General features: G+C 70.5%; 15 protein-coding genes. 12 read left to right on the top strand and 3 right to left on the bottom strand.

Annotated elements, in window-relative coordinates:
* The first annotated feature begins 88 nt into the window (after nucleotides 1-88).
* Genes ACTWPT_RS19415 through ACTWPT_RS19450 form a run of 8 tightly spaced genes read left to right on the top strand, consistent with a single transcriptional unit; the run spans nucleotide 89 to nucleotide 9,020 of the window.
* Nucleotides 89-1,471 (top strand): PucR family transcriptional regulator, encoded by a 1,383-nt coding sequence (locus ACTWPT_RS19415; protein ID WP_443178824.1) that lies wholly within the window; start codon nucleotides 89-91, stop codon nucleotides 1,469-1,471.
* Nucleotides 1,458-2,963, top strand: a complete 1,506-nt coding sequence (locus ACTWPT_RS19420) for a long-chain-fatty-acid--CoA ligase (RefSeq protein WP_443178825.1) — start codon at nucleotides 1,458-1,460, stop codon at nucleotides 2,961-2,963. The genes ACTWPT_RS19415 and ACTWPT_RS19420 overlap by 14 nt, the downstream gene beginning before the upstream one ends.
* 23 nt (nucleotides 2,964-2,986) lie before the next feature.
* Complete coding sequence (locus ACTWPT_RS19425) at nucleotides 2,987-3,754, top strand: sulfite exporter TauE/SafE family protein (protein ID WP_443178826.1); 768 nt, start codon at nucleotides 2,987-2,989, stop codon at nucleotides 3,752-3,754.
* A 41-nt stretch (nucleotides 3,755-3,795) separates the two neighbouring features.
* Complete coding sequence (locus tag ACTWPT_RS19430) at nucleotides 3,796-5,319, top strand: ABC transporter substrate-binding protein (RefSeq protein ID WP_443178827.1); 1,524 nt, start codon at nucleotides 3,796-3,798, stop codon at nucleotides 5,317-5,319.
* Entirely contained in the window at nucleotides 5,316-6,260 is a 945-nt protein-coding gene (locus ACTWPT_RS19435) for an ABC transporter permease (RefSeq protein ID WP_443178828.1), read from the top strand. The genes ACTWPT_RS19430 and ACTWPT_RS19435 overlap by 4 nt, the downstream gene beginning before the upstream one ends.
* Nucleotides 6,257-7,024, top strand: a complete 768-nt coding sequence (locus ACTWPT_RS19440) for an ABC transporter permease subunit (RefSeq protein ID WP_443178829.1) — start codon at nucleotides 6,257-6,259, stop codon at nucleotides 7,022-7,024. The genes ACTWPT_RS19435 and ACTWPT_RS19440 overlap by 4 nt, the downstream gene beginning before the upstream one ends.
* Entirely contained in the window at nucleotides 7,024-8,475 is a 1,452-nt protein-coding gene (locus ACTWPT_RS19445; protein ID WP_443178830.1) for an ABC transporter ATP-binding protein, read from the top strand. Before ACTWPT_RS19440 ends, ACTWPT_RS19445 begins: the two co-directional genes overlap by 1 nt.
* Nucleotides 8,472-9,020 (top strand): GNAT family N-acetyltransferase, encoded by a 549-nt coding sequence (locus ACTWPT_RS19450; protein ID WP_443178831.1) that lies wholly within the window; start codon nucleotides 8,472-8,474, stop codon nucleotides 9,018-9,020. Before ACTWPT_RS19445 ends, ACTWPT_RS19450 begins: the two co-directional genes overlap by 4 nt.
* 190 nt (nucleotides 9,021-9,210) lie before the next feature.
* Here the strand turns inward: ACTWPT_RS19450 and ACTWPT_RS19455 are convergent, their stop codons facing one another.
* A complete protein-coding gene (locus tag ACTWPT_RS19455) occupies nucleotides 9,211-9,933 on the bottom strand; it encodes a hypothetical protein (RefSeq protein ID WP_443178832.1) in 723 nt (240 codons plus the stop codon).
* A 234-nt stretch (nucleotides 9,934-10,167) separates the two neighbouring features.
* Here ACTWPT_RS19455 and ACTWPT_RS19460 point away from each other — a divergent pair, with 234 nt between their 5' ends.
* Entirely contained in the window at nucleotides 10,168-11,001 is an 834-nt protein-coding gene (locus ACTWPT_RS19460) for a hypothetical protein (protein WP_443178833.1), read from the top strand.
* Here the strand turns inward: ACTWPT_RS19460 and rarD are convergent.
* Both rarD and ACTWPT_RS19470 read right to left on the bottom strand, forming a co-directional pair.
* On the bottom strand, nucleotides 10,895-11,857 hold the full coding sequence (rarD, locus tag ACTWPT_RS19465; protein ID WP_443178834.1) for an EamA family transporter RarD: 963 nt from the start codon (nucleotides 11,855-11,857) through the stop codon (nucleotides 10,895-10,897). The two genes, ACTWPT_RS19460 and rarD, sit on opposite strands and share 107 nt — an antisense overlap.
* A 17-nt stretch (nucleotides 11,858-11,874) precedes the next feature.
* Nucleotides 11,875-12,906: a LacI family DNA-binding transcriptional regulator gene (locus ACTWPT_RS19470; protein ID WP_443178835.1), complete on the bottom strand. Its 1,032-nt coding sequence runs from the start codon at nucleotides 12,904-12,906 to the stop codon at nucleotides 11,875-11,877.
* A 129-nt stretch (nucleotides 12,907-13,035) separates the two neighbouring features.
* On the opposite strand from ACTWPT_RS19470, the gene ACTWPT_RS19475 reads away from it, so the two are divergent.
* Genes ACTWPT_RS19475 through ACTWPT_RS19485 form a run of 3 tightly spaced genes read left to right on the top strand, consistent with a single transcriptional unit; the run spans nucleotide 13,036 to nucleotide 16,141 of the window.
* Nucleotides 13,036-14,412 carry an ABC transporter substrate-binding protein gene (locus ACTWPT_RS19475; RefSeq protein WP_443178836.1) on the top strand — a complete coding sequence of 459 codons (1,377 nt, stop codon included), beginning with the start codon at nucleotides 13,036-13,038 and terminating at the stop codon, nucleotides 14,410-14,412.
* Complete coding sequence (locus ACTWPT_RS19480) at nucleotides 14,412-15,302, top strand: carbohydrate ABC transporter permease (protein WP_443178837.1); 891 nt, start codon at nucleotides 14,412-14,414, stop codon at nucleotides 15,300-15,302. The genes ACTWPT_RS19475 and ACTWPT_RS19480 overlap by 1 nt, the downstream gene beginning before the upstream one ends.
* Nucleotides 15,299-16,141: a carbohydrate ABC transporter permease gene (locus tag ACTWPT_RS19485; protein ID WP_443178838.1), complete on the top strand. Its 843-nt coding sequence runs from the start codon at nucleotides 15,299-15,301 to the stop codon at nucleotides 16,139-16,141. The genes ACTWPT_RS19480 and ACTWPT_RS19485 overlap by 4 nt, the downstream gene beginning before the upstream one ends.
* The last annotated feature ends 19 nt before the right edge of the window (nucleotides 16,142-16,160 follow it).

Consider the following 16,160-nt stretch of genomic DNA (forward strand, 5'->3'; position numbering starts at 1 on the left):
TCGGGCGAGTTGTCCGCTGAGCACAGCGTGGGTCTCGGACCGGTTACAACCCGTTGACCTCCCGGCAATGGGCATGGATCATCCCGGCATGTCCGGTGGTTTCAGCACGGAAACACTCGCTGGTGCCGAAGCGGTCCGCGCCGAGCGCGTCCGCATCGTCTCCGAGCTGCTCGGCGACGTCGCGCGACTGGCCGACATCGCGGTCACAGCGATCATCGCGGAGATCCCCGCATACGCGGCCCAGGGTCACGACTTCCTGGCCGACGTGCGCGACCAGGTGGTCAGGCACTATCGCGCCAAGCTTGCCGTGCTGCTCGAAGAGCGCCGGGTGACGTTGGAGGACATCGCCTTCTCCCGGCGGGCGGCGATGCGCCGGGCCAGGGCCGGGGTGGCGCTGGCCGACTACATGAACGCCTACCGGGTGGGGCAGCGCGTCTTCTGGGAGTCGCTGGTCGAGCGGGCGGGGCGCACGCCGGCCGGGCGCGAGGCGGCGCTGTCGCTGGCGATGTCGCAGATGCGGTACTGCGACTTCGCCAGCACGCAGGCGGCCAACGCGTACATGGAGTTCCAGCAGTACGCCTCCGCGGAGGCCCTGCGCGAGAGCCGCGACCTGCTCGAGACGTTGCTGGCAGGGGGCACGCCGACGCGCGGCAGGGAGCTGGCCGCCGCGCAGGCGCACGGTCTGGCGCCGGACACGCGCACGCCGCTGCTCGTGGTGATCGCGGTGCTGGTCGCCGCGCCCGCGGGGGCCGAGCTCGACCGGGACGCCGAGGCCAGGCACGCGGCCTGCGCGGCGATCGCCAGGACGGTCGGCAACGGCACGCGGACGTTGTCCGTCGTGCGCCGCTCGGAGATCGTGGCGATCCCCGTGCTGGGTCCGGGCACGGGGCCCGAGGAGTTGTGCGACCGGCTGCAGGCGGTGCTGGACGGGCTGGCCGGCGAGGGCATCAGGCTCGCGATGGGCGTCAGCACGGTGTCGGCCGGGGCGGCGCAGATCCCGCAGGCGTACCAGGAGGCCAGGGCCGTGCTGGACTTCGTGCCCGAGGAGGGCGGGGTCGCGGCGCTGCCGAGGATCACGCCGTTCCAGTACCTGGCGCTGCGGGCCGACGACACCGCTCGCCACCTGGTGGACCCGCGCATCACGGCGCTGCTGGCCGAGGACCGGGCGCGTGGCGGCGTGCTGACCGCCACGATCAGGGCGTTCGCCGCCGCCGACCTCAACCTGCGCAGCGCGGCCGAGCACCTGCAGATCCATCCCAACACCGCCCAGTACCGGCTGCGCAGGATCCAGGAGCGCACCGGGCGCAGCCTGCGCTCGATCAACGATCTCGTCGAGCTGCTCGTGGCCATCGCCCTGCAGGACGCCCTGCCGATTTCTGGGCCCACAAACGCCGGGCGGGAAAGACTGGCCACGGCGACCAATGAGGGGCGTGGGGTCGCCGACGTACGGTCGTTCCATGAACCTCGCTGACCGGCTCCACACCGCCGCGGGGCGGCTCGGTGGCAGAGCGGTTCTCACGCTGGACGAGGCGGAGCTCACCTACGGCATGCTCGACGAGCTGAGCGCCCGCCTGGCAGGGCTGCTGCGGTGCCGCGGTATCGGCCCCGGCGACCGCGTCGCGATCATGCTGCCGAACGTGCCGGAGTTCGGTGTCGTCTACTACGGGGTGCTGCGGATCGGGGCCGTGGTGGTGCCGCTCGACCCGCTGCTGAAGCGGCGGGAGATCGCCGCGTACCTCGGGGACTGCGGGGCGCGGCTGCTGATCGCCTGGCACGCGTTCGCCGAGACCGCCGAGGCGGGGTCCGCGGGCACCAAGGCGGACTGCTTCTTCGTCGTGCCGGAGGAGTTCCGCCGGCTGCTGCGGGGCGTGCCGGCCGAGCACGACATCGCGGCCATGGCGGCCGACGACACCGCGGTCATCCACTACACGTCCGGGACCACAGGGCGGCCCAAGGGTGTCGAGCTGACCCACGCCAACCTGGGCGGCAACGCCGCCACGGTGGCCCGCATGCACGCGCTCGGCGTGGACGACGTGGTGCTCGGCGCGCTGCCGCTCTACCACACGTTCGGCCAGACGTGCTCGCTCAACGCCACCGTGCACGCGGGGGCGCGGCTGACGTTGCTGCGGCGCTTCGAGGCGGGCCGGGCGCTGGAGGTGATCAGGCGCGACGGGGTGACGGTGTTCCAGGGCGTGCCGACCATGTACATCGCGCTGCTCGACCACCCGGGCGCCTCCGACATCTCGATGCTGCGCGTGTGCACGTCGGGCGGCGCAGCGCTGCCGCTGGACGTGTTGCGGGCGTACGAATCCCGCTTCGGCTGCCAGATCATCGAAGGGTACGGCCTGAGCGAAACCTCGCCGGTGGCCGCCACGAATCGGGGCGGCGACGGCCGCAGGGCCGGCTCGATCGGCTGGCCGATCAGGGACGTGGAGATGAAGGTGCTCGACGAGGAGGGCCGTGAGACGCCACGCGGCGAGATCGGCGAGATCGTGGTCCGCGGCCCCAACGTCATGAAGGGCTACTGGAACAACCCGGCGGCCACCGCCGAGGCCATCCGCGACGGCTGGTTCCACACCGGCGACCTCGGCCGGCTCGACGAGGACGGCTTCTTCTTCCTGGTGGACCGCCGCCGCGACGTGATCATCCGCGGCGGCTACACCGTCTATCCGCGCGAGGTGGAGGAGGTCCTGTACGAGCACCCGGCGGTGCGGCAGGCCGCCGTGCTCGGCGTGCCGCACCCGGAGCTGGGCGAGGAGATCGAGGCCGTGGTGGCCGTACGGGAGCCGGTGAGCGGCGAAGAACTGCGTGACTTCGTACGGGAGCGGGTGGCCGCCTACAAGTACCCCCGGCACATTTCGTTCGTGGACGAACTTCCGATGAGCCACACTGGAAAGATACTCAAACGCGCGCTCACGGCATCCAGGGTCTCATATATCGAGAGCAATCGTCTTATCAATTAAGACCTCCTCTAGAGTCTCCCGGCATGACACCTTGGGAGATGGCCGCGGTGCTGGCGGCCGGCGTGGCGGGCGGGGCCATCAACACCGTCGTGGGGTCCGGATCACTGATCACGTTCCCCACGCTCCTGGCCGTCGGCCTGCCGCCGATCACCGCCAACGTCTCCAACAACATCGGCCTCGTCCCCGGCGGCTTCACCGGCGTCATGGGCTACCGGCCCGAACTGAAGGGCCAGCGCGGGCGCCTGCTCGCGCTCGCCCCGGCCTCCGTCATCGGCTCCCTGACCGGCAGCTTCCTGCTGCTCAACTTGCCGGAGAGCAGCTTCAACATGATCGTGAGCGTGCTGATCGGGGTGTCCTGCGCGCTTGTGGTGATCCAGCCCAAGCTCAGCCGCCTGCTCGCCGCGCCGGAGCTCGACGCCCCGCCGAGCTCCGGCGAGCACGGCGGGCCGTGGCTGTGGCTGGGCACGCTGGCCGCCGGCACGTTCGGCGGCTATTTCGGCGCCGGGCAGGGCATCCTGCTCCTCGGCCTGATGGGCATCCTCCTCGCCGATGACCTGCAGCGGCTCAACGCGGCGAAGAACGTGCTCGTGCTGTTGGTGAACTCGGTAGCCGCTGTGCTGTACGCGGTGGTGGCGGACGTGGACTGGCTGGCGGTGCTGCTGGTGGCGCTGGGCTCCATGGCGGGCGGCTTCGTCGGGGCCAGGGTCGGGCGCAGGCTGCCGGCCGCGGTCCTGCGCGGTGTGATCGTCTGCATCGGCGTCGTGGCGATCGTGAAACTCCTCACAGACTAGAAGGCTTGCGACATAAATGAAAATCGTTACCATTGTCGGCTATGCGCCTCGATCGTCGTGCCTTCCTTTCCGCTGCCACCATCGTCCTGGCCGGATGCGCCGCTCAATCTGAAACCGGGACCGTGTCGTCGCAGCCCAGGAGGGGCGGCCGGCTGCGGGCGGCGTTCGCGGGCGGCGGGGCCCAGGAGAGCCTGGACCCGCATCTGGCCAACCTGTTCCTGGAGGCGTCGCGATCCAAGGCGATGTTCGACAAGCTCGCCGACTACGGGACCGACGTGTCGATCGTGCCCCGCCTGGCCGCCAAGTGGGAGGCGGACAAGAAGCTGAGCACGTGGCGGATCACGCTGCGTGAGGCGGCCTTCCACGACGGCCGGCCGGTGCGGGCGGCCGACGTGCTCCACAGCTACGCCCGCATCGCCGACGAGAAGCGCACCTTCCGCGCCAAGGCCAACCTCGCCCTGATCGACATGAAGAACAGCCGCGCGATCGGCGACCGCACGGTGGAGTTCGTGCTGAAGCGGCCCTACGCCGAGTTCCCCAACGTGCTGGCGGCCTTCGGCGCCTACATCGTGCCGGAGGGGGCCGACGAGTTCAGCCGGCCCGTCGGGTCGGGGCCGTTCGTGTTCGGTTCGTTCCAGCCGGGCCGGTCGCTGCTGCTCAAGCGGAACGCGAACTACTGGGACGGGGCGCCGTACCTGGACGAGCTCGAATACCTGATCGCCAACGAGGAGTCCGCCCGGGTGAACGCCGTGCTCGGCGGGCAGGCCGACTACGCGCACGACCTGACCCCGGCCACGGCCCGCACCCACCAGGACGGCGGCCGGATGGCGATCACCCGGCTCAACAACAGCGGCATGCAGGCGTTCGCGATGAAGGTGGACCGGCCGCCCTTCAACGATCCCCAGTTGCGGCAGGCCATGTTCCTGCTGGCCGACCGCGAGCAGATGATCGACAGCGTGCTGGCGGGAGCCGGGCAGGTGGGCAACGACCTGTTCGGCAAGGATTACCAGTACTACGCGGCCGGCATCCCGCAGCGCACCGCCGACCTCGAGCAGGCCAAGTGGCTGATCGACAAGGCCGGCGCGAAGGGCATGAAGGTGCGACTGGACACCTCGGCGGCGGCCAGCGGCTTCCTGGAGGCGGCCAGCGTCTTCGCCGACCAGGCCAGGCAGGCCGGGCTCGACATGACGGCCGCCACCGGCAACAAGGACACCTACTGGGCCGACGTGCTGAACAAGGGCGTCATCTGCTGCTACCGCTCCGGGGCGATGCCCATCGAGACGCACATCTCGCAGCGGCTGCTCACCGGCTCCACCACGAACGCCACCAAATGGGCCCGCCCCGAGTTCGACGCGCTCTACGACCAGGCCGTCGCCAGCCCCGACGAGAAGAAGCGCGGCGAGATCTACCTGGAGATGCAGCGCACGCTGCACGCCGAGGGCGGCTTCCTCATCTGGGGCTTCGCCGACTGGCTGCTCGGCACCTCTCCCCGGGCGCGCGGGATCGCCAACGCCCCCGCGAACACCCTCGACTGGGCCCGCTTCGACAAGGTGTGGCTGGCTTGAGCCTGGCCCGCTACGCGCTGCGGCGGCTACTGCTCGGCGTGGCGCAGGTGGTGGCGGTGGCCACGCTGGTGTTCGTGCTGACCGAGGCGCTGCCCGGCGACGCCGCCGTCGTGCTGGCCGGGGACATCCCTGACGAGGAACGCATCGCCCAGATCAGACACGCCCTGGAGCTGGACCGGCCGGCCGCCGAGCGATGGGCGGGCTGGCTGGCCGGGCTGGCACGCGGCGACCTCGGCGTATCGCTCGTCTCCGGGCGCCCGGTGTCGGGCGTGCTCGCCGACGGCCTGCCGGCGACTCTGGTGCTGGCCGGGCTCACGCTGCTGCTGCTCGTGCCGATCTCGGTGGCCGCGGGCGTGGCGGCGGCGGTACGTCAAGGCCGGCCGCTGGACCGGGTGCTGACGACGGTGACCGTCGGCCTGTACTCGATCCCGGAGTTCGCGCTGGGTGTGGTGCTGGTGGCGGTGTTCGCGGTGCGGCTCGGCTGGTTCCCGCCGACTGCGGTCGGCGCGCCGCCCAACCTGCTCCAGCAGCCCGCGCTTCTGGTGTTGCCGGTCGCCGTGCTGCTGGCCAGGCCGGTCTGCTCGATCAGCCGGCTGGTACGCGCGGGCATGATCGACGCGCTCGGCTCCGGGTACGTGGCGCACGCCCGCCGGCTGGGCCTGCCGCGCGGGCGGGTGGTCCTGACGCACGCGTTGCCGAACGCCCTGGCCCCGGGCGTGCAGCAGCTGGCCAGGACCACGGACTGGCTGCTCGGCGGGGTGATCGTGGTGGAGTCGGTGTTCGTGATCCCGGGCCTCGGCACGTTGCTGAACGACTCGGTGGCGGCCAGGGACATTCCGGTCATCCAGGCGCTTTGCGTGGTGTTCGCCACGACGACCGTCGTGGTGAATCTGGTGGCGGATCTGGTGGCGTACCGGCTGGCGCCGAGGGCCTTCGCATGAGGGCGCGCCGGAGTGCCGGGGTCGTGTTGCTGGCGGTGCCGCTGCTGCTGGCGCTCGCCGGGCCGTGGCTGACGGGCGCGCCGGAGCCGCGTGGCGTCTCCTTCGCCGCCGTACCTCCGCTGGGCACGGACTTCGTCGGGCGGGACGTGTGGGAGCAGGTGCTGCTCGGCGGGCGTTCGGTGGTGCTGGTGGCGGTGCTGGCGACCACGCTCGCCTACGCGGCCGGGGTGCCGTTGGGGATGGCGGCGGCGCTGGCCGGGCGGCGGTGGGTCGACGAGTTGCTGATGCGCCCGCTCGACCTGCTGCTCGCGGTCCCGTCGCTGCTACTGCTCATCATGCTGGCGGGGCTGTTCTCGCCGGGTCCCGCGGTGCTGGCCGGGATCGTGGCGCTGATCGGAGTGCCCGAGGTGGTGCGGATCTCCAGGGCAGCGGCCCTGGAGGCGGCGAGCAGCACGGCGATGGAGGCGCTGCGGCTGCAGGGCGAGACGTGGTGGCGCCGGGCCATCGGGTACGCCGGCCGGTCGATGCTCACCACGCTGCTGGCCGACGTCGGGGTCCGGCTGGTCGGCGCGTTGTATTTGGTGGCCTCGGCGAGCTTCCTCGGGGTCGGTCTCGCGCCGGACGCCGCCGATTGGGCGGTCATGGTGGACCGCAACCGTACGGGGATGTTCCTGCAGCCGTGGGCGGTGCTGCTGCCCGCACTGCTGATCGTCGCCCTGTCGGTGGGGCTGAACCTGACGTTCGACCGGGCGAGGAGACGGTGATGCTGCGGGTTTCCGGGCTGCGGGCCGAGGCGGACGGGCGCGCCCTGGTGGACGGCGTGTCCTTCGAGCTGGCCGCGGGCAAGGTGCTGGCGCTGGTGGGAGCCTCTGGCAGCGGCAAGACCACCACGGGGCTGGCGCTGCTGGGCGAGCACGCGCCCGGGGTGCGGATCACGGGCGAGGTACGCCTCGCCGGCACCGCGGCCTACGTCCCGCAACACCCGTCCAGTGTGCTGAACCCGGTGCGGCGGGTGGGCAGCGTCCTGCGGGAAGTGGCGCGCCACCAGGTCACGCGGGCCGCGAGCGAACAGGCGGCCGACGGGACGCCACAGCAGGGCCGCACCCGGCGGCGACGAGCGCAGATCGCCGATGAACTCGTGGTCGAGGCGGCGCGGCGGGCCCGGCTGCCGGTGGACCTGCTCGGCCGCTACCCGCACCAGCTCTCCGGCGGCCAGCAGCAACGTGTCGTGCTGGCCCAGGCATTGCTGCCCGACCCGGCCGTGATCGTCGCCGACGAGCCGACGACCGGCCAGGACGGCCTCATCAGGGCCGAGGTCATCGAGGAGTTCCGCCGGCTACGCGCGCAGGGCATCGCCCTGGTCCTGCTCAGCCACGACCTGGCCATGGTGCGCGCGCTGGCCGACCGGGTGGCGGTGATGCACGCGGGCCGCGTCGTCGAGTCGGGACCCGCCGCCTCCGTCCTGGACACACCACGACACGACTACACCAGGCGCCTGCTCGCCGCACGCCCAGAACCCCGGGCCGCGACCGACGCAGGGGACGACCTGCTCGAGGTGCGGGATCTCGTGGCGACGCACCGGGGCGGCGCGCCGGTGCTCGCGGGGGTGAGCATGAGCGTCCCAGCGGGGGCGTGCCTGGCTGTCGTGGGCAGGTCGGGCAGTGGCAAGACCACGCTCGCACGCTGCGTCGCGGGCCTGCACCGGCCGGTCTCCGGCACGATCGCCCTGGACGGCCGCCCGCTCCCCCGTCAGCTGGCCAGACGCGCCCGCGACGTCCAGTACGTCTTCCAGGACGCCAGAGCCTCGTTCGACCCGTACCGCGCGGTGTTCACCCAGGTGGCCAGGACGGCGGTGCGGCTACGCGGCGCCACCGCGCAGGAGGCCGCGGCGCAGGCCGGCAGCCTGCTGGAGCGTGTCGGCCTCGACGAGCAGACGGCCGGTCGCCGCCCGTCGGCGTTGTCGGGCGGGGAGCTGCAGCGTGCCGCGCTCGCCCGCGCGCTGCTCGCCGACCCGCGCGTGCTCGTCTGCGACGAGATCACCTCCGGCCTGGACGCGCTCGTCCAGGCGGGCATCCTCGGCCTGCTCGACGAGCTGCGCCGCGACCTCGGCCTGACGCTGCTGCTCATCAGCCACGACATGGACGTGGTCGCCAGGCTGGCGGACCGCGTCGCGACCCTCGACGAAGGCCGGCTCACTTGGGAGGAAACACCATGACCCCCTACGTCATCCAGCGCGCCGCACCTCGCCATCTCGACGGCGCGCGGCAGATCATGCTGGACACCTTCTACCGCGACTTCGGCTACGGCTACCAGCCTCAATGGCACGGTGACGTGGTGGATCTGGAAGGGACGTACCTGCTGGCCTGCAGGCACACGCTCCTCGTGGCCCTGCACGGCGAGGAGGTGGTCGGCACCACGGCCGTGCGCGCGCACGGCCCGAAGAGCCCGCCCCACCCCGACTGGCTGGCCAGGCTCTACCCGGACGGCACGACGGCGCAGCTCTTCCGCGTGTACGTGGCCCCCGCGCATCGCAGACACGGCCTGGCCCGCGACATGGTCCGCGAGGCCTGCCGCTTCGTCGCGGAGTGCGGCGACTACCGGTCGATCTATCTGCACACCGACACCCGGGTGCCGGGAGCCGAGGCGTTCTGGCGCTCGCTGGCCGAGCCGGTCTTCGACGACCGCGACGGCGACCCCGACCACCTCCAGACCCTCCACTTCGAGCTCCCCATGCCGACTGCGTGTGACAAGCCTCATTAGCTTGTCCGAAAACCTGAATTTCGCTCGTACGCCCGCGACCACCGCTGCCGTCGTCACCCGAGCGCGTCGGGTCAGGACACCAAGCCCGCGCTGGCGGAAACCCGCAGCACCATGACCCGGAGCTCAAGGTCGAGGTCGTCGGGCTGAACCGGGTCAAGGCCCGCCCATGCCGGACGTGCCGATCAGTGACTCATCCGGACAGGCCGGCGACGAATGCCGCGGGGATCAGCGCGATCGTCAGCACGACGGCCCACCAGCGAGGAGCCGGCCCGTCGCGGAGCACGGTGACACCGAGGGGCACGAGAGCGATCGCCAGGCCGACCAGTGCGACCAGGGAGATCGGGTCGGTGCTGCCCTTGAGCACGCCCAGCGGCAGCGCGCTCGCGAGAGCCAACGCGACGGAGCTCGCGCATCTGGCTGTGCCAGCGAGCCCACCGCCGAACACCCTGGCGCGGTAGGCGCCGATCGCCAATACGATCCAGCCCCCCATGATCGCGACATTGGCCCCCTTGAACACGTGGAAGGCGCCGTACGTCGAGGCCACCGCCTGCCGCGCCGCTGCCGGCCCGAGCGCGTCCACCATCTGGAACGCCAGGTGGCCCGCACCCGCGTGGAACACCCGCCCGAACAGCCCGAGCACCACGAGCGTGCCGCCCCATGCCGCCCACCCAGGGTGCGTCGCCCCGATCAGGCGAGCCAGCGCGGCCACGGCAGGCCACAACAGCACGACCCCGGCCGCGAACAGGCTGTAGGACAGCGTCATCTTCGCCGGCTCCACCGCGTAGGCGGCGAGCTGGCCGGGGAAGAAGTCGTCCTCACCCATCCGGACCAGCACCGCGGCGAGCAGCAGGAGCGGCCCGAGCACCAGGCCTGTCCCCTCGATCCAGCGGCCGGGAACTTGATTGATCGTCATGCCACCGATTGAACCGGCGGCCGGGGGGATGGCACACGGGCGCTCGGGCGAGAGCCGCGGTAGACCCAGCACTAGTTTCGACGACGTGCGTAGATCGCCGACCTGCCTGCCGTCGCCCATACCGAACACCCTCTGTGACAGGCACTGACGCACAGGAGCATGCCAAACTAATGTTGCATTCCCCGATCTTCAGGAGACTCCGTGAAGAGGCCTGCGAGGAAATCATCGCCACTCGTGCTGGATCCCGTCCTGATCATCGGCACCACCCTGTCAGTCCTGCTCGGCGTGATCTTCTACGTCCGTGAGGACACCGCCCAGGGACTGGCGCTCGTGGCCGGTCTCATCGGCGGCGTGATCACGTTACAGGTGCAGACTCTGCTCAGGGAGAAGCGCAGGGTCGATCACGAGACCACGGTGGGCCAGCTGGTCTCCACGATCGAGAAGATCCCATGGCTTCCCGACCTGATGGTGCCCATGCTCCGTGCGGCCAAGCACGTGGAGCGCGAATACCCCGGCACTCCGGCCGTCGACGCTTGCCGGGCGGCGTTCGAGGAGTGCCTGCGCACTCTCACCGACCTGGAGCGGGGCCACTTCCGCACGCCCTACGGCGACAACGCGGTGTTCCAGCGCCTGATCGACCAGACGGAACACACCATGTGCGCCACCAGCGTGCCCTCGGTGGATCTCACCTGGTGGCGCGAGCCGGTCGGCAGGCAGTACTGGCAGGCCCAGCTCAATGCGCTGAAGCGGGGCGTGAAGATCCGCAGGGTGTTCATCTACCGCGAGTGGAGCGACGAGCTCGACGAACTGGCGCGCGAGCAGATCGCCGCCGGGGTTCGGGTGCGCCGGGTGCATGTCGACCGGCTCCCCACCGCGATGCGGGTGATCAGCGCCCTGTGGGACGGCTCGTGCGGCCACGAGCTCAGCTACACCGCCGCGGGCGAGGCCGTCTACGACACGTTCACGGTCTCGCCTCCTGATCTCGAACGTCTGATGACGCAGTTCGAGATGATCGAGAGGAGCGCCGTGGAGCTGGACGATCCGCGGACGTCGGACTCCGTGTCCTGAGCCCTTCGGCGGTCAGCACGGCGAGCGCGACCCACAGCAGCGCGAACGCCGCCCACCTGGCCGCCGGCATGACCTCACGGAACACGAGGACCCCGATCAGGAACTGGACGACCGGCTCGATGAATTGCAGCATGCCGACCAGGCTGAGCGGAATCCTCGTGGTCGCCGCGCCGAACAGGAGCATCGGCGCCATCATGACGAACCCCGAGCCGACGCCAAGGAGCGTGTTGGCCACGGATATGTGCCCGAACGTAGCCTGGCCGGACGCTTGGAGCACGACCGTGTAGACCACGGCGAAGGGGAACAGCACTGCCGTCTCCACCATCAGCCCTTCGACGGCCCCGACACCGACCCGCTTCTTGATCAGACCGTACGCGCCGAAGGTAGCGGCCAGAGAGAGCGCGATCCAGGGGAACCCGCCGTGCGCGACCGTGAGAACGGCCACGGCGGCGGCGCCCAGCCCGATCGCCGCCCATTGCCCGGCCCGCAGCCGCTCCCCCAGTAGCGCCACCCCGAGCGTGATGCTGACCAGTGGGGTGATGAAGTAGCCGAGTGCGGCGTCGACGACGTGGCCGTTCATCGTGGCCCAGATGAACAATGCCCAGTTGACGGACGTCAGGAGGCCGGCGAGGGCGAGCAGCGCCAGGTCGCGCGGCCGGCGCACGATCGCCGCCACCTGGCGGCGGCGGCCCAGCGCGAGCACCAGGATCCCGACCGCGACCGGCGACCAGAGCACGCGCAGCGCCAGGATCTCGACCGCGCCGGTGGGCTCGACCAGCGGCCAGTAGAGCGCCGACAACCCCCAGAGCAGGTACGCCGCCACGCCGAACAGGACGCCTTGGCGAGCAACGGACATCCGTCAACAGTACGCGCTCACTCCCGGGAGTCCGCCTCCTCGCCCACGGTGCTCTCCCGGACGATCAGCCGGTGGGGAACCACGATCTCGGCGGGCGCGGCGGCCGTGCCGTTGATCGACTCCAGCAGTGTGTCGACGGCCCGCCGGGCGATCTCGCCCTTGTCCGGGGCGACCGTGGTCAGGCTGGGCGTGCTGTACTGACCCTCCTCGATGTCGTCGATGCCGACCACGGCCACGTCATCGGGGATGCGCCGCCCCGCCCTGGTCAGCGCCCGTATCGCGCCGAGTGCCAGCAGGTCGTTGTAGCAGAACACGGCGTCAGGCGGCTCGGGGAGCGCCAGCAGCGCCTCCATGGCCTCCGCGCCCAGCCGCCGATGGAAGTGCGGGGTCGACACGATCAGGCGCTCGTCCGTCTCCATCCCCGCTCGCGCGACCGCCTGCCGGTAGCCGGCCGTGCGCAGTTGTGCGGTCTCGCCGGTTGCGTACGGCTGGTCACCGATGGCGGCCACCCGGCGCCGTCCGAGGCCCAGCAGGTGGGCTGTGGCGTCCCGGGCCGCGGCCACGTTGTCGATGGCCACGTGGTGGAGGCTGCCGTTGAAGATGTGCTCACCGAGCAGCACGATCGGGATCCGGTTGCCCCGCGCCCGCAGCTCCTCGGCCGACACGGTCAGCGGGCTCAGGAGGAGACCGTCGAACATGGTGGCCCGCGAGTCGCGGCCGAGCAGCTCGCGCTCCCGGTCGCCGTCGCCGTCGGTCTGGTCGATCATCACCACGTAACCGTGCGCGCGGGCGGCCGTGATCACCTCGCGGGCCAGCTCGGCGAAGTACGGCACGTCCAGCTCGGGCACCACCAGGGCGATCATCCCGGTGCGCCCCTGCTTGAGGTTGCGGGCGATGAGGTTGGGGCGGTAGTCGAGCTCGTCCAGTGCCTCCTGGACCCGGGCCCGCAGCCCGTCGGAGACCGGCGCGTAGCCGTTGACCACGTTGGACACCGTGCGGATCGACACGTTCGCCCGCTTGGCGACGTCGCGCAGGGTTGCACCGGCCATGCGTCTCCTATACCTGCGAGTGCTTGATTCAGGAAGAGTCTAACCCGGTCTTGCATCGTTGCAGAGGAGTATGCATGATGTCTGCATCGTTGCAGAGCCCTCACTTGAGGCGAGGCCGAGGAGTCAGAGATGTCCGAACCGCCCATGGATCGCCGTGGATTTCTCAAGGGAGCCCTGGGCCTCGGCGCGCTCGCCGCGACCGGCGGCCCGCTGGCCGCCTGCGCCCCCGGCGCCCCCGGCGGGCCGGGGGCCCAACCGAGCAAGCTCGCCAAGCCCACCGCCTCGGCCGCGTCGGCGAAGGGCGAGATCACGATCTGGAACCGGTCCGGAGACCTGTTCAAGGTGTTCGACGCGGCGATCGCCAAGTTCCGCGAGGCGTACCCGAACGTCACGGTGAACCACCAGGCCGTGGACATCGACGCCAAGCTGGCCAACACGCTCATCAGCGGCACGGACGTGCCCGACGGCAGCTTCTGGGACGACGCCAAGATCGGCGGGCAGGCCGAGCACCTGTACGACCTGACCGACCTGATCGCGCCGTACCGCGAGCAGACGTCGCCGTACAAGCTGTCGGTGAACACCGTCAGGGGCAAGATCTACGGCGTGCCGTGGGACCTGGACCCCGGACTGCTCTGGTACCGCGAGGACATCCTGGAGAGCGCGGGGATCGACCCGGCGAGCCTGGCCACGTACGACGACCTGCTGACCGCGGCCCGCACGATCAAGGAGAAGGACCCCAAGACCAGGCCCATCCACCTGGACAAGAGCCCGTTCCTGGGCCAGCTGTGGCTGGAGATGCTGGCCAACCAGCAGGGCACCAGCCTCACCGACGCCCAGGGCAAGCTCCGGCTCGACTCCGCCGAATACCGGCGGATCTTCGGCTGGGTCCAGAGCGCGGTCAAGGACGGCCTGGTCACCCACGCGCCCTACCTGGAGCCGGCCGACGTCAACACACTGGAGAGCGGCCAGCAGGTGTTCGTGCCGTGGGCGATCTGGTGGTCGTTCGCACCGCAGCAGCTGCTCAAGGCCACCAAGGGCAAGTGGCGGGCGGCGCCGCTGCCGGCCTGGACGCCGGGCGGTCCGCGCAGTGGCGCGATGGGCGGCAGCAGCTTCGTCATCCCCGCCAAGGCCAAGAACCCCGAGCTGGCCTGGCTGCTGTACGAGTTCCTGTGCTTCAAGGAGCCCGGTTACACCGCCGTGTACGGTCCCAACAGCATCTACCCCGGCGGCCTGTCCACCTCGATCCCCAGCTACCAGCCCGCGCTCGACCCCGCCAAGCCGCTGTTCCAGCCGATCGACGCGCTCGGCGGCCAGGACCTGTGGAAGGTCGCCGTGGACGCCGCCGCCACTATCCCGGCCGCCGCGCCGATCCCGTGGTGGTGGGCGCAGTCGGTGGACTACCTCGGCAACAACGTGCAGCGCCTGATAGAGGGCAAGATGGCACCCGACGACGTGATCGCCGAGTCGGCACAGAAGATCCAGCGCAACCTCATCGACCGGTCGTGATGGCGAGCCACAAGACACGCGTCCGGTCCCGGGTTCCGCTGTCGCCGTACCTGTTCATCGCCCCGTTCTTCGTGGTCTTCGCCGCGTTCGGGCTCTATCCGCTGATCTACGCGCTGCAGCTCAGCTTCATGCGCTGGCGGGGCGCCGGAGAGGCTCACTGGGTGGGGGTCGGCAACTACCTCTACCTGCTGACCAGCCCGGATTTCTGGGCCTCGCTCGGGAACAGCGCGGTCATGTGGCTGCTCATCGTGCCGATCCAGGTCATCGCCGGGCTGGGCGGAGCGGTGCTGCTGGCCAACGCCAAGCTGCGGCTGCGCGGGCTGTTCCGGGTGGCGTTCATCGCGCCGTTCGTGACCCCGCTGGTGGCCATGGCGCAGGTGTGGATCGTGGCGTTCGATCAGGACTACGGCCTGGTCAACCATCTGCTCAACCTGGTGGGCCTGCCGGACGTGGGCTGGCTGACGTCCACGGCGTGGGCCAAGCCGACGCTGGCGCTGCTGTTCCTGTGGAAGACCACCGGTTTCGCGATCATCATCCTGCTGGCCGGCCTGCAGGCCGTACCCGGCGGCGTGTACGAGGCCGCCGCCCTCGACGGCGCCTCCCGCGCCCGCCAGTTCTGGTCGATCACCGTCCCGCTGGTGCGCCGGAGCATGGCGTTCCTGGTGGTCGTGCAGACGCTGGCCGTGTTCCAGATGTTCGCCGAGCCGTTCGTGGTCACCGAGGGCGGCCCGTACGGCTCCACCACCACCGCAGGCCTCTACCTGTATGACCACATCACCGCCTCCGACCTGGGCACCGGCGCCGCGAACTCGTTCCTGCTGGTGCTTCTGGTCTTCGGCCTGTCGCTGGTCTCGGTCAGGCTGCTGCGGCCGAAGGACGAGGCGTCATGAACCAGACCAGGCCCGGCCCCGTGCAGTACGCGGTGCTGGCGCTGCTCGCGATCGTGTTCCTGTACCCGATCTGGTGGGCGGTCAGCTCCTCGCTCAAGCCGGCGGCCGAGATCATCTCCGACCCGCTGTCGATCGGCGCGCTGACGCTGGACAACTACCGGGCGATGTTGGCGGACGTGCCGATCGGCACCGGGTTCGCGAACACGGCGCTGGTGCTGGTGGTCAAGGGCGCGGTGACGATGTTCTTCTGCCCGCTGGCCGGCTACGCGTTCGCGAAATATGCCTTCCCCGGCAAGAATCTGCTGTTCGGCGTGGTGCTGCTGACGTTGATGCTGCCGACGCTGGTGCTGATCATCCCCCTGCTGCTGGAGATGAGCGCGCTGGGCTGGGTGAACACGTACCAGGCACTCATCCTGCCGGGCAGCATCGACGCGTTCAGCATCTTCTGGATGCGGCAGACCATCGCCGCCATCCCGAACGAGCTGATCGACGCCGGGCGGGTGGACGGCGCGGGCGAGTTCGGCATCTTCGCCAAGGTCGTGCTGCCGGTGATCCGGCCTGGCCTGGCCGCGCTGGCCGTGCTGACCACCATGAACGTCTACAACGACTTCGTCTGGCCGGTCGTCGCTGTCAACGACACCTCACACCAGACGCTGCAGGTGGTGCTGGCCACGCTGGCGCAGAACGTCACCGGCAACCGGATCGGCGCCGACTTCGCGACGGTCTGGGGCGAGCTGCTCGCCGCGGGGAGCATCGCGCTCCTGCCGCTGCTGGTGATCTTCGTCCTGCTGCAGCGCCACTTCATCAACGGCATCCTCGCGGGCAGCGTCAAGGGCTGACCCGCCTTAAGAAACGGAG

Source organism: Nonomuraea sp. 3N208 (assembly GCF_052245935.1).
Taxonomy (GTDB): Bacteria; Actinomycetota; Actinomycetes; order Streptosporangiales; family Streptosporangiaceae; genus Nonomuraea.